Source organism: Psychrobacter proteolyticus (assembly GCF_039762275.1).
GTDB lineage: Bacteria > Pseudomonadota > Gammaproteobacteria > Pseudomonadales > Moraxellaceae > Psychrobacter > Psychrobacter proteolyticus_C.
The window spans coordinates 85,132-99,089 of record NZ_JBDLOB010000008.1 but is presented as its reverse complement, the minus strand read 5'-3'; the positions used below and the strand labels follow the sequence as shown (position 1 = coordinate 99,089).

The window sequence follows — 13,958 nt, the reverse complement described above, 5'->3', positions numbered from 1 at the left end:
TTTTTTTTAGTTAATTTGATTATTCAATCAATGTAATTAACAGCTCGTGCTGTTTATACGCTCAAAAAATTTTAGATACTGCTAGATTTTGGCAATCCATACTCTGCATGGTCAACCACATGGTTGTTTTGTTCAATAGTCAGTCGATAGCCTTTGATAATGCCGTCGTATGGCAAACTGCCCTCATACTGCTGATAATGCTCGCAGATACTGTCTTGAATCACTGATTTACGTGCAGCATCGTCTAATTTGGCAAAACTGCTAGGCAAGTGTACTTGCGCAAAACGTGAAGCTGCACCACGAGACATCCAGTTATCAGCACTCGTAAATGTAAAATCCACTTCCGCTCGTAAGCTATATCTAGGTAACGTATTAGAGTAATTCGCCAAGTCATATTTAATCTGCGCAATATCTTCTGCGAATGGCTGATACGGTATCTCAAGTACGGCAAACAGTTTTGCTAAAAATCCATCAGCGGTAAAGTGTTTGTCCATATAGCTACCATCAAGCCCAAGGAATTTGCTCGACAGTACATGGCGCAGGCGGTCATAGGCTGGAATGGTATGTTTAAGAGGATAGCCCATTTGCTTGACGATATCTTGCGGGCGCAGCTCAAGCGACTCTATTTGATTGATAATATATTGCGCTAGAGAATGGCGTGGGTGATAACGACGGGTATATTTAGATGGATTAGCAATGTGGCTCATGATATTGAACACCTTAGACTCCTGTAACTCCGACGAAAAAGTATGATATACGCCCAGATAGGCAAAAAATCAGGCACAAATGAGGTTGTCGGAGTACAGGCTCATGCGCTTTACCAGAGTTGTTTTATATCGTGCTGGAAGTTGCAAGGTTTGTCATGCCGCCATTAGACTATTGTCATGGTCGGAAACAACAAAGCTGTTAAACCCACGATAGATCGTTCAACGATGATAGCACATCAGATGACAAAAGATAAATACCGATATTTGTGACCGTTTGTGAATAATTATTTTTCACTTTGATGATTCAATCTTAGACGTTTCGATGCATCATTTGTTCATGTATTAAAAAGAGGCTCAACATCGAAACTTTAATGTTGAAGTATTAAAAATTATGCTCGATAGCCTAACGATTGACATCAACGACTATTCGACCACGAACCTTACCATCCAATAACTCGTTGGCTGTCGGAATGACTTCGCTTAGACCAACCTCTCTGGTGATCGCATCCAATTGCATCATATCCAAGGTTGTGCTCAAACGCTGCCATGCTTCTACACGCTCATCATAAGGTCGCGTCACGCTATTAATACCAAGCAAACTGACACCGCGTAAAATAAATGGCGCAACAGTAGCAGGGAAATCCATGCCTTGAGCCAATCCACAGGTAGCGACTACACCATCCTCACAGGTACTGGCACAAACGTTGGCCAGCGTATGACTGCCAACAGAATCGATTGCAGCGGCCCATCTTTCTTTACCAAGCGCGCGTCCCGGACTGCTTAATTCAGCACGGTCGATGATCGTCGTTGCACCAAGGCTCTTTAAGTATTCTGCTTCTTCTAGACGTCCCGTAGACGCGGTGACAGAGTAACCTTGGTTTGCTAGAAGTGCGATGGCAAAGCTACCAACGCCGCCATTAGCACCCGTCACCAATACTTCGCCACGCTTTGGTGTCAGTCCATGACGCTCTAATGCGATCAAGCAAAGCATTGCGGTATATCCTGCCGTACCTATTGCCATTGCTTGACGTTCAGTCATCGATTCAGGAAGCGGGATCAGCCAGTCACCGTTTAATCGCGCTTTTTGTGATAGACCACCCCAATACTTCTCGCCCACGCTCCAACCATTCAATAACACCTTGTCGCCAGCTGTATAGCGGGGATGGCTGCTTGTTTCGACGGTACCCGCTAAATCAATACCTGGAACCATAGGAAATGTACGTACCACAGGGCTACGACCCGTGATGGCTAATCCGTCCTTGTAATTAAGCGTGCTAAATGCCACACGAACCGTGACATCGCCTTCTGGCAATTGCGTGTCCTGTATCTCAGTCAGATTAGACTGATAAACATCATCATTTTTTTCAATTAATATTGCATTAAACATAACAGCTCCTATTTAGACCAATCGTCTATAAATGAATAAAAAATAATTTAGACCAGTCGTCTGAAAATATAGATAAAAAAATTACTTCTGTATCCCTGCTACAAATCCTCGGAAAAAAGTATCTAACGGACTAACATCTTGCGTCAACTTAGCACGTAAAACCGCACCTTCCCAACCAATCCAAAAGAAAGCAGCAAGCTCATCACAATCACTATTAGAATGTATTTGTCCTTGTTGTACTGCTAGGCGTAAGCAAGCTGCTAAACGCTCCTGCCAATCAAGTAGTATGTTTTCCAACTCACAACGAAAACTGTCAGGCAACACGACTATCTCTTGACCCAAGTTTCCTACTAAGCAGCCGCGTCGAAATTCATACTTAATCATTCCCGACTTAGCATCTTCAACAAAGTCACTAATACGCTGCATAGGAGATACTTGATCATTCAAAAGACAATAATCTAGCTTGCGAGCAAAATACAACGCATATTGCTGCAACACTTCCTGTCCAAATGCTTCTTTGTTCTTGAAGTAATTGTAGAAGGAACCTTTAGGCACATTGATACGTTTGAGTATGGCATCGATACCAGTGGTCGCAAAACCTTGCTCTGTCAACATCTCCATCCCAGATCTCAAAAGAGCTTCACGGGTATCCGTAAACTCGCGTTCAACATTGGGTGGACGCCCTCGACGGGCTTTTGGCTTAGTAATCGTCATGCATGAATATTATGACCGATCGTCTTTAATGTCAATTAATTATTTTAAGCAGTTTATTTATCCATCAGTCGCGACAGTTTTTTGACTGCCCTTGCTATCAGTCTTCACCATGATACGTCGCTTCATCCATCCAAACGATGGAATCTTCGCACAGATGAGTTAAGTGATACCAGATATCACTACTACGAGCGATACGGTGATGACCACCTGCAAAATAATCGACGTCCCAGCTATCAGGTAGATTCACTAAGGTTTGTCTAGCCACTGCCACATCTAAGCTTTCATCATCGACTTCTACCATAACTCGTACTATCTCGGTATTGGTCGTGGGAAAAGACAGCTTCATATCAGCCACGTCAGGGATACGGTCAACCAATACCTCACTTGGATAGATACAAGGCGCAATCAATAGCGCGCGCAAGTTATATTTATGGGCAAAATGATTGGCAAACCAACCACCAAGCGAATGCCCTGCCAACACCACTCGTGGATACTGTGTCATTTTCTCACGAATCAAAGCATTATAAATCTCAAATACTTCTACAAAACTCTCTCGATAATTGACCGTTTGACAGTATTTGGGCTCACGCGTGATACAGGTATATTTACTGGTCTCATTACTTGAATCAAGGCCGTGAAAAAATAGTAAAAACGTATCATTATTTTCGATAGGAAACATCATAAGGCACTCCTTTTTAATTATTATGCGTTAGAAACTTCACAGCAGTACGGGCATAGGTGCTGGGGTAAGTTTTTCGAAGCCTCTGTCTGCACCGGCACAGCAAGCGAGAAAAAATTATCCCAGCAATACTAGACATATAAATACACAACTGTTATTGGTAATTAGCTTAAGTCAGAGCGTACTTTGATTGGCAGTCTGCGCTTGGTACAAGCTTAAAAGCTCCTCACAAGCCTGCATTGAGATATTTTTTGCAAAACCTTCGTTAAACCAAAAGTCATAAACCGCTTGGACAATAGCTTTCACCGCTTCTGCATTTTCTGGCTTTTGTTCTGTTAGTTTCATCGCAATGTCTTGCGCTTGTATATCCGACTCGCTATAGGGCGCGCTCCAGCCCACGCCATAACGATAAAGCACATCATTGATTGCCAATATGAATATAGCATTGGACACCCCAAATGACCTGATAAGTCTCTTAAGCATTGCACAGCGCTCTTCATAAATACTGGCCTCTATCGGCATATCAGCCCGCTCAGACAGACAGTCACAACTCACCATGTGCAAGGGTTTACTAAAATCATCCCACAGCAATGGATAAATTCCGCGAATCCCGCCCTTTTCCACTACATTAAATTGCCAAATTGCATAATGCGTATCTGGCCCCTTATATGGCACATGTATAAACCACTGCACCATCGCATCACTGTCATACATCATATGAGTACTACCAATCCGCACGCCCTGCTTATGCAGTACATCCTGATATACGCTATCCATGCCATCACTATAGAGCGTCACTTTACGTAAGTTTTCATCACTGGTATCGCCTAGCTTTGCTCTGGCTTCTTTTATATTTCGACAGGGTTTAAAAGGCGCTACCCAACTGAGCGTCTCATCGGTATTATTCACGAAGTAAATATCATCTTCATAACTGTCTACAGAAACCGTTTCGAGGTAAAACAATGGCTGTTTTCGTATTCGGCCTTTCTCATCATTTGCTAGTGCCGTTATACCAGATAGCTTTGAGCCATCCGACCATTGCATATTATCTAACCGTTTTTGCTCAAACTGATACGTTAATGTCGTCATCGTTATATCCTTATTATTTTGATTTTGGTTGTTTAGCTGCAGTTTTTCGTTGTTGTCATATTCTGAGTGCCGATTTCAAGCCAGCCGAGCCTATTCGCCATTGTTTAAATGACGTCATTATCTATAAAGTTGAGTAAATTAATCGACTTGGTAAGGTAGTAGTTTTTAATTCTGATAGGCTTTTTAGCCACAGTTTTTCGCTGTTACATTGCTAATATTTTTGCAACGTTAACGAGCTTTTTTCTACTAAGTTTTTTGTTTATTAATAAATATAGTTTTTTGGGTTTGTACAGGCGTAGAAGTTTAGGATTAAACGCAAATAACACTACTAGAAAGACTTCGCTGAAATAGCGCTTTAAAAACTTAGTTAAGAAGTGAAGCGTTGCGCTCCGAGGGTTAACTGGTTTTTATCTCATGTCATTTTGCCTGACTTAATAACTATAGTATAAGCTCACATAAAAATAAAGCTGTTTAAAACCTTATACGACAACTGGTGTCGCTTCTTTTTAAATGAATTGTAGTTTAATCATTAGCAAGTATCCCAACGCATTAAGCATCATTAGCGATAGTTTCATAAGTTTCATATTACTCAAGTATCCTCAATAAACATCCAATTAACAATCCTTATCAAAAAACACCTTTTACGATTGACGTGGGCTTGCTATCTTGCCCCGCAAACCTTGTATTCTAATTAAACCTGCCCCACTTTGACCTATCACACGTAGTATTCGCATCTGTATTGGATTTTATGACACATAACCTTGAGGCTAGCTCAAACGCTCGCCGAACTCAGTATTTTCAAGTATTTTTGATGGGCGTTAGTGCCTTTATTATGAACACCACAGAATTTGTCCCTGTGGCGCTGTTGAGCGACATTGCTCAAGACTTCTCCATTACGACGGCAGAGACTGGCTGGATGTTGACACTCTATGCTTGGATTGTCGCAGCGATGTCATTGCCACTAATGCTATTGACCAGTCGATTTGAGCGCAAACGCTTACTCTTGGGGCTTTTTGCCGTCTTCATTGCCAGTCACGTACTATCTGTATTTGCGTGGAGCTTTAACGTACTGCTCATTAGTCGAGTTGGGATTGCGTTATCGCATGCGATATTTTGGTCAATTACAGCCGCAATTGCGATACGCGTCGCGCCTGAAGGCAAAAAAGCCATGGCGCTTAGTGTACTGGCGACTGGTACGTCGTTAGCAATGGTATTAGGTGTGCCGCTGGGCCGTTTAATTGGGCAATGGTTTGGTTGGCGTGCGACCTTTGGCGGTATTGGCGTCATTGCCTTAATTGTATTTATTCTACAAGCGAGGCTCTTACCAACGCTACCTAGTATGTTTGAAGGGTCTTTTAGAAAGATTCCAGAACTACTTAAAAACCCTTTATTGATTTGTCTATACCTGCTTATCTTATTGGTCTTTACAGCGCACTATACGGCTTATTCTTATATAGAACCATTCATGCGCCAAGTCGGTAATATCAGTGAAAACGCTGCTACTTTTGTACTGTTGCTATTCGGTGCAGCAGGAATTGTGGGCAGTGTGATTTTTAGTCGTTGGGGCGATCGGTTCAATACCAGATTGATGCTGATATCGACCATATTGATGCTCGTGTCTATGCTTGCGCTGTTGCTAGCAGTGACCTCTGTATGGGCGCTCAGCTTTATCGCCTTGCTTTGGGGCGCGGCACTCATGCTACTGATTATCTCAATGCAGGCCAAAGTCATCATGGTCGATGTCAATGCGCAAGACATGCTGATGTCGATGTTTTCAGGTATTATTAATTTGGGGATTGGTACGGGTGCACTATTCGGTGGTTATGCCGTCACGCACATTTCACTATCTAGCGTAGGATACACAGGTGCGGCTATCGCAGTTGTGGCGTTACTCTTAATGCTATTTATGATCAAGCGTTTTCCTGAATTAAGTAAGCGACTTGGCTAGCTAATAAACTGATATTGGATAATAGCCAAAAATAGCAGTCGGGAAGGAACCGTCAGAGAACAATAAGCAGAATGCCAGCCATCTAAATGGGCTGGCATTTTTTGTTATGGTCTATGAAAGCATTACGAGGATTGCCTATATATTCATTGAACGAACGTTCAGGTGCAGTTATACTAATTTTATTGGACATGAGTATGCTTAGGCTATAAGTATACTTAATAAAGGACTGATAAGGATTAAGCACAAAAGGATGAGTGTGAGATGGATACTATTCAAAACAAGGAAGTCATTACCTACGATCTAAATTTAGTAACGATATATATTGCGAATTTTCAACTTGTTGGAGATTCGTGATGCCTGATGGAATGACTCAACAAGACAGTCCAGAGCAAGGAAATCAAGATAACACTGCGCCCCTTAGGTTGGGTAAATTGCATTATGCTTGGATCGTTGCTGCTACAGGCTCTGTAGCAATGTTCTGCGGACTTGGGTTAGGACGATTCGCATTTGGCATGTTACTGCCATCCATGTCATCTTCTCTAGGATTAAATTATACCCAAAGCGGTATATTGGGATTCACCAACCTAATAGGATATCTCGTTGCTGTGCTTCTAAGCCCGCTTATTCTACCTCGGTTGGGTACTCGAACGACTGCGACGGCAAGTCTCCTCCTCATTGCTGTCTCTATGCTCGGTATGGCTTTTACCACCAGTTTTCCAATACTCTGCGCACTCTATGTGCTGACTGGTATCGGTAGCGGCGGCGTGGTCTTACCAATGATGAGCGTCATGTCGCATTGGTTTTTTCCTTCGCACCGCGGGCTCGCTTTAGGATTAGTCATGGCAGGACCCGGCTTTGGTATCATTTTATCAGGCTTCGTCGTACCCAAACTCTTACCCTTCTCTACTCTATTGTCTTGGCAAACAGGTTGGCTAATTTTCGCCGTGATTAATATTGCGGTAGCTTGGCTTACTTTTACTTTGATTCGCAATCATCCAGACGATGTCAGACAAAGCCCTTTTGGGCGCGCACCTACCTTACCTGTTAAAAATAAGAAAAAGCTAGAACGTAGCAATATTAAGCTACTCGTACATTTAGGTGTTATCTTTGCCATTTATGGCGCTACTTATATGGTTTACGTTACCTTCATCGTGACCAGTATGGTTGGCTCGTATCAACTGAGTGAAGCGACTGCTGGTGGTGTTTGGGCATGGATTGGACTGCTTAGCATGTCCTCAGGCATGTTGTTTGGCTGGATTTCTGACCATATTGGTAGACGCCTTGGTCTGGCGCTGGCTTTTTTCTTCCTTGCCATCGCTTATCTGTTGGTCGGACTTACTGATTGGAGTTTAGGGCTTTACTTGTCAATTATACTGTTTGGCTTAGTGGTTTGGAGTGTGCCTGTCATTATGGCAGCTTCTGCAGGCGATTATTTCGGGCCTGCGGCGGCGGCAAGTGCGCTCGCAGCGCTGACCTTTGCTTTTTCAGGTGGGCAAGCTCTTGGGCCAGTAGCCGCAGGTTATCTTGCAGAAGTCACTGGTGACTTTAGTATCAGTTATATGATATCTGGTATCGCCGCTTTTGTAGCGCTTGGACTTGCCTTATTATTGCGTCCACAGAAACAAGCTTAATTCTAGTCTCTATAGTATTGATACTCCTAACTATACTTTGCTCTTGCTGCCAGTGACATCTGTATGCGCATTTGGCCTGATTACCTTATTATGGAGTGCTGAGTTTATACTATATATAATTGGGCAGTTACTTAGGTTAAACAAGCAACATACTTTTCAATGAAAATAACTGAATAAAAATTAGGTGCTTACAGCATAATTACATAGAAGGAAACAAAATATTATGTGAGCGAGACAGTATGATTTTTTAATACTTGAATACCCCTTTTTTATGCTCTAAAAACTTATTCAAATAAGGAGATATTCTTGCAATTTTGCAATCAAAACGATTGCTAGCTTTCTAAAAAGTGGTTACACTCGGTTGACAAACTATTACATTGATGACAAGGAAGTCGCTATGCCTCGTAATACCTCACGTTCTAAAATTAGCCATACCACTCTTAAAACTTTTACTAAAAGCATGCTGGCTATCAGCCTATCTATCGCTGGTATTACTCACGCAAATGCTTATGACAGTGTCACCTTTTTTGGTGATAGCCTGACCGATGGGGGCTATTTTAGTCAAGTTGTACCAGGTCCTGCTCAGTTTACTACTAACCCTGACAACACATGGGCGACCTCATTCGCTGAGCAGCTAGGTACCACGGCTGTTCCCGTTGTATTCGGTAGTCCTCAAACTGGTAATAACTACGCTATCGGCGGTGCCAGAGCAGGCGAAGGAGCGCTTTTCCCTGGCGGTATTCCTATTGCTTCTGCCAATAGCCAAGTCGATAGCTATCTCGCTAATAACACAGTAGACCCTAAAGGACTCTATGTGGTGTGGGCAGGTGCAAATGACTTGCTTGCAGCGGCTGAAGATCCTGCTAATGCTCAAGCGACCATACTTGGAGCAGTAGCTAGCCAAACCGAAACGATTAATGCATTAAAAGATAATGGTGCCAAATATATCTTAGTACCTAATATTCCTGATGTCGGTCTAACCCCTAGAGTTATTGATCAAGGGCCTGTAGCACAGGCGCAAAGTACGGGTGCTACTAGTCTATACAATCAATTCATGCTTAGTGCCGCAGCAAATACTGGCGCTAATATTATACCGCTAGATATGTTTAGCTTAACTCAGGAGATCATTGCGTCGCCTGCTCAGTATGGTTTCACTAATGTCACCGATGAAGCTTGCGGTGACAACAATAGCTCTCTAACTTGTGGACCTGATACGCTTGTAGAAGCAAATGCCAACGAAACCTACTTCTTCGCTGATGGTATACATCCAACAGGCGCTACCCACCAACTGATCGCCGACTATGCAAATGCTGTTGTCACTGCGCCTAGCCTAATCGGTGTACTGCCTCATATTGCAACGACAACGGGACTTGCAACCAATGAGCGCTTACAGTCACACGTCAACCAAATCCAAAGCAGTGAGCAAAAACCTGCCCGTACACTATGGGCCGTTGGTGAAGTCGCTAATCAAGAAATTGCAGGGCTTGATGGTGATAATAATACCCAAGTATTGCTGGGCGTAGATTTTGCTCATCCTAACTCAGCCAACGCTGTGACAGGCTTATACGGTAACATCACTCAAAAAGACTTTGAAAACTCAGACGTCGGCACAGGTTTGAGTGATATTGATCTAGGAGAGGTCGGTTTTGGTGTCTATCACAGCAACAAGTTTGGCGGTTTACAGATCAATGGTGCTGCAGGATTTGGCAACATGGATGTCGATGTCACACGTGCTGTCACACTAGGCAGTAACCAACAACAGTTTAAGTCAAATGCTGATGGCAAGCGCTTTTATGCCAACTTGCAGGCAGGCTACCCAATGCAAGTGAGCAATATTGCCGTTACGCCTTATATCGGTGCAACAGCGAGCCGCGTAAAAATCGACGGACTCAAAGAAAAAGAGATGTCTGGCATTGCTATGCAGTTCGATGAGCAGAAATACTCTACAACATATGGCAAGCTTGGTCTCAAAGCCAATCATAGCTTGATGGAGAACCTCAACTTATTTGGTGATATTCATTACCAAAAGCAGCTGAGTGACAATCGTGAAGCGGTAACCGCACGTTTGAATACGCTACCAAATATCAGCTTTGAGACGCCTATGGTCGAAACTGATGATGATAACGTTGCCATGACACTTGGCCTATCTAGAAGCTTTGGTCTATTGAACGCCAATGCTGGTGTCACACATTCACAAGGTGATGACGACGACTCAACCAGCCTATTTATTGGACTTAATGGTGCATTCTAAATAAGTCGTTAATCTAGAAGAATGGTATAGGTGACAATTAATCGCCTATACCATTCTAAATTCAAAAAAAACCTAATAGCCTACTACAGCTTTTGCTCTATAAATTTTCTGCCGCACAACTTCTCAACGACAAAACCTACTATCACAAACTCTCTAAAAATCTACTTTACCGCGCAAAGCCTTTGTCTTACCGCGCTGTGTCTTTTTATCCACCCGTTTACGTTTGGCATTTCTACTTGGCTTGGTAGGCCTTCTGGTTTTATTAACGTAAGTGGCTTTGGTGATAAAACTTTGCAAACGCTCAAGCGCATCTATTTTATTGCGCTCTTGCGTTCGAAACTGCTGCGCCTTGATAATCAGCACGCCTTCCTTTGTTATTCGGCTATCTTTGCTACTTAGCAGTCGCTGCTTGTACTCATCGCTCAGACTTGAGTTGTTAATATCAAAACGCAGGTGAATGGCAGAAGATACTTTGTTGACATTCTGCCCCCCTGCGCCTTGCGCTCGTATGGCGCTGATCTCTACCTCATTATCATTGAGGCTGATATTATTGTTAATGAAAATCATAGTATGCTTTTATCGAATGTGAATGGATATGGTTTATGATAAAGCATTATATAGTCAATCCTCTATAAATTAGGTACGGTGTCAGTCTCGCTTAGTATACTGCTTGTAATACTTTCACTCAGCTTCCTGGTAACCAAATTGTATTGAACCGACTACTTATATTTAACTAAATATGGATTGACCTGCTACTTTGCCAACAGTTGACGACTGCGCTCAATCACTGGCGCATCTACCATCTCGCCATCTATTTTGAATACTACCTGCCCGCTACGCTCATACTCCTCGACCACACGCTGAGCAAATGACAATGATTTGTCTGTTGGTTGCAATGATTGTTGGACGACTGCCACTTGTTTAGGATGAATACACAGCATTCCTGACATCCCCATTTGTGACCATAACTGTACTCGATCGCTCAGTCCAACTTCGTCATTGAAATCAGGATAAATAGTATCGATGGGCGGCGACAATTGGTGCACCTTTGATGTCAGAATTAGTTGATAGCGGATTTGATTGGCGATGATATCTGCGGCAGGCGTTCCTACTTGTACTTGCAAATCGTTGCACAGATCTAAAAATCCATAACTAAACGCGGCTAGCCCGACTGCTTTTGCCATACTATCGATTTGATACAATCCTATCGCACTCTCAATCAATGCAATCACAGGTAAATTGGTAAGCTGATGTACGTTATTAATATCTTCTGCTTGCTCAGTTTTGGCCAATAACACGCCAGCCAAATTAGGCATCTTCTGACAGAGAACTATGTCTTTAAAAAATTCTTCGCTACCTGCCTTATTAATACGCACCCAAACTGGCTGATAACCTGCACTGTCGTGATATTGCTGCAATGCTTCGCGTGCGGACGCTTTATCTTCTGGCGCAACGGCATCCTCTAAATCAACAATAACCGCATCTGCGCCACTTGCAAATGCTTTCGCTACTCTATCAATGCGAGTCGCTGGCACAAACAGCCATGTTTTATTTTGAGAAATCATATTTATTTTATTGTTGATAACTGAATCCATGCGTGACTCCATCATATTGTCCAAGTAGCTATTAGCATATTTATTATGCCACTATACAGCTGATGCTCATTTAAAATTAGCAATTTATTCGATAGTGCAAAACCAAGATTACTTAGACATTCTATTAAAAAACCAAATCAAAAAAACCGCATGAAAATTAATCTCATGCGGTTCTTGAGTCTCATGCAGTTTTAAACAATTACTTTCTTATCTAACCTATGTCTTATAGATTGTCTAATTAAGCCAGCATGCCACCGTCGACAACGATTGTTGCGCCTGTGGTATAGCTTGAGGCATCAGATACTAGATATAACACCGTACCAGCCATTTCATCAGGCTCAGCCACACGTCCTAGCGGAATTGAGTGTAGTGCCATTTTTAAGACTTTATCATTGGTCGTCAATGCAGAGGCAAACTTAGTATCTGTCAAACCTGGCAATAGCGCGTTGACACGGATATTAAGTGGGCCACATTCTTTAGCAAAGGCTTTGGTCATACTGATGACAGCCGCTTTAGTAATTGAGTAAATACCTTGCTTATCGCCTGCTACTAAGCCATTGACCGATGCGGTATTCAAGATGACACCGCCACCCTGCTCTTTCATCATTTTGCCAGCGGCCGTCGACATAAAGAAGTAACCACGGATATTAACTTCAACCGTTTTATCAAAGGCGGCTAAATCCGTATCTAAGATATGGCCATAGTAAGGGTTGGCTGCAGCGTTATTAACTAAGATATCGATTTGACCAAATTCACTTTTGATATGCTCAAAAATTGCGTCAATTTGCTCCATGTCTCCTACATGACAAGCAAAAGCACTGGCCTTATGACCGTCAGCTTTGATGCTATCAGCGACTGCTTGGCAAGCATCGATTTTACGGCTAGAGACAATCACATGTGCGCCTCTTGATGCCAATAAACGAGCAATAGACTCACCAATACCACGGCTCGCGCCAGTTACTAAAGCAACCTTACCGGTTAAATCAAATAAATCTTTCATCGTTGTTCCTTATATTTTTATAAACTTTATATTTTCAATAATTTTTGAGCGCTGAATTCATGTATCTAAAACGTTTATCTAAAATCAGATAACTAAACGCAGATAATCGCTGTCATAACTAACAGCGATTATCGAGCACTAATGAACTGAACAAAGAGCACTCAACGATCACGGTTACGCTAGCATACCACCATCTAAGGTGAAGGCGTGACCATTCATAAAGCTGCTTTCATCGCTGGCAAGCCACGCAATCGCACTAGAGATTTCATTCACATCACCTAGGCGGCGCAGTGGACTGGCCTTAATCGTTGCTTGCTGTGTACGCTCATCCATCGTTGCCATGGTGTTGCGTACCATTGGCGTATCAATGAAGCTTGGGCATACGGCGTTAAAACGAATATTGGCACGAGCATACTCATGAGCAGCAGATTTGGTCAGACCCATAACGCCATGTTTAGCTGCACTGTAGGCTGAAATCATAGGCGCTGAACGCAGACCAGCAATAGAGGCGACATTGATCACATGACCACCGCCATTAGGTATCATGCAATTGACGGCAGCACGCATACAGTGCCAAACACCTTTTAAATTCACTGCGATATTACGATCAAAATCATCATCGCTTAGCTCATGCATTGGTGAAGGCTTGTGGTCGATACCAGCGTTATTTACCACAACATCTAGGCCACCAAGCGTTTCTACTGCGAAGTCAAATAACGCACGCACTTCATCACCACTGGTCACGTCTACTTTTTTGAAGACGATACTGTTACCAGCATCTTGACCTTGTTTGGCAACTGCTTCGCCCATTTCTTCTGCCATATCACCAATGACGACTTTTGCGCCGCGACTGGCCAGCAACAACGCACTGGCTGCCCCAATACCTGACGCACCGCCCGTGATCAAAATTCGTTTGCCAGCTACATCTGATGCAATTCCATTTGTATTCAGTGTCAT

12 protein-coding genes are annotated in these 13,958 nt (G+C 42.9%); 3 read left to right on the top strand and 9 right to left on the bottom strand.

Going from position 1 to position 13,958, the window contains the following annotated elements; all coding sequences use genetic code 11:
* Positions 1 to 71: 71 nt before the first annotated feature.
* The 5 genes from ABFV72_RS11635 to ABFV72_RS11615 all read right to left on the bottom strand — a co-directional run bounded on the left by ABFV72_RS11635 (position 72) and on the right by ABFV72_RS11615 (position 4,576).
* Positions 72 to 707 carry a hypothetical protein gene (locus ABFV72_RS11635; RefSeq protein ID WP_347163831.1) on the bottom strand — a complete coding sequence of 212 codons (636 nt, stop codon included), beginning with the start codon at positions 705 to 707 and terminating at the stop codon, positions 72 to 74.
* A 403-nt stretch (positions 708 to 1,110) separates the two neighbouring features.
* Positions 1,111 to 2,094, bottom strand: coding sequence for an MDR family oxidoreductase (locus ABFV72_RS11630; RefSeq protein WP_347163830.1), 984 nt, complete (start codon positions 2,092 to 2,094; stop codon positions 1,111 to 1,113).
* Between the two features lie 81 nt (positions 2,095 to 2,175).
* Positions 2,176 to 2,808, bottom strand: coding sequence for a TetR/AcrR family transcriptional regulator (locus ABFV72_RS11625; RefSeq protein WP_347163829.1), 633 nt, complete (start codon positions 2,806 to 2,808; stop codon positions 2,176 to 2,178).
* 97 nt (positions 2,809 to 2,905) lie between these two features.
* Positions 2,906 to 3,490 (bottom strand): alpha/beta hydrolase, encoded by a 585-nt coding sequence (locus ABFV72_RS11620; RefSeq protein WP_347163827.1) that lies wholly within the window; start codon positions 3,488 to 3,490, stop codon positions 2,906 to 2,908.
* A 171-nt stretch (positions 3,491 to 3,661) separates the two neighbouring features.
* On the bottom strand, positions 3,662 to 4,576 hold the full coding sequence (locus ABFV72_RS11615; protein ID WP_347163826.1) for a hypothetical protein: 915 nt from the start codon (positions 4,574 to 4,576) through the stop codon (positions 3,662 to 3,664).
* 748 nt (positions 4,577 to 5,324) lie between these two features.
* Here ABFV72_RS11615 and ABFV72_RS11610 point away from each other — a divergent pair.
* The 3 genes from ABFV72_RS11610 to ABFV72_RS11600 all read left to right on the top strand — a co-directional run bounded on the left by ABFV72_RS11610 (position 5,325) and on the right by ABFV72_RS11600 (position 10,406).
* Positions 5,325 to 6,524, top strand: a complete 1,200-nt coding sequence (locus tag ABFV72_RS11610) for a sugar transporter (protein WP_347163824.1) — start codon at positions 5,325 to 5,327, stop codon at positions 6,522 to 6,524.
* Between the two features lie 353 nt (positions 6,525 to 6,877).
* On the top strand, positions 6,878 to 8,155 hold the full coding sequence (locus tag ABFV72_RS11605) for an MFS transporter (protein WP_347163823.1): 1,278 nt from the start codon (positions 6,878 to 6,880) through the stop codon (positions 8,153 to 8,155).
* A 397-nt stretch (positions 8,156 to 8,552) separates the two neighbouring features.
* A complete protein-coding gene (locus ABFV72_RS11600; RefSeq protein ID WP_347163822.1) occupies positions 8,553 to 10,406 on the top strand; it encodes an autotransporter domain-containing protein in 1,854 nt (617 codons plus the stop codon).
* Between the two features lie 153 nt (positions 10,407 to 10,559).
* Here ABFV72_RS11600 and arfB read toward each other — a convergent pair whose 3' ends face one another.
* The 4 genes from arfB to ABFV72_RS11580 all read right to left on the bottom strand — a co-directional run bounded on the left by arfB (position 10,560) and on the right by ABFV72_RS11580 (position 13,958).
* On the bottom strand, positions 10,560 to 10,973 hold the full coding sequence (gene arfB / locus ABFV72_RS11595; protein ID WP_347163820.1) for an alternative ribosome rescue aminoacyl-tRNA hydrolase ArfB: 414 nt from the start codon (positions 10,971 to 10,973) through the stop codon (positions 10,560 to 10,562).
* A gap of 185 nt (positions 10,974 to 11,158) precedes the next feature.
* Positions 11,159 to 12,001: an HpcH/HpaI aldolase/citrate lyase family protein gene (locus ABFV72_RS11590; protein ID WP_347163819.1), complete on the bottom strand. Its 843-nt coding sequence runs from the start codon at positions 11,999 to 12,001 to the stop codon at positions 11,159 to 11,161.
* A 238-nt stretch (positions 12,002 to 12,239) separates the two neighbouring features.
* Complete coding sequence (locus tag ABFV72_RS11585; protein WP_101205627.1) at positions 12,240 to 13,001, bottom strand: SDR family oxidoreductase; 762 nt, start codon at positions 12,999 to 13,001, stop codon at positions 12,240 to 12,242.
* A 174-nt stretch (positions 13,002 to 13,175) separates the two neighbouring features.
* Positions 13,176 to 13,958, bottom strand: coding sequence for an SDR family NAD(P)-dependent oxidoreductase (locus ABFV72_RS11580; protein WP_347163818.1), 783 nt, complete (start codon positions 13,956 to 13,958; stop codon positions 13,176 to 13,178).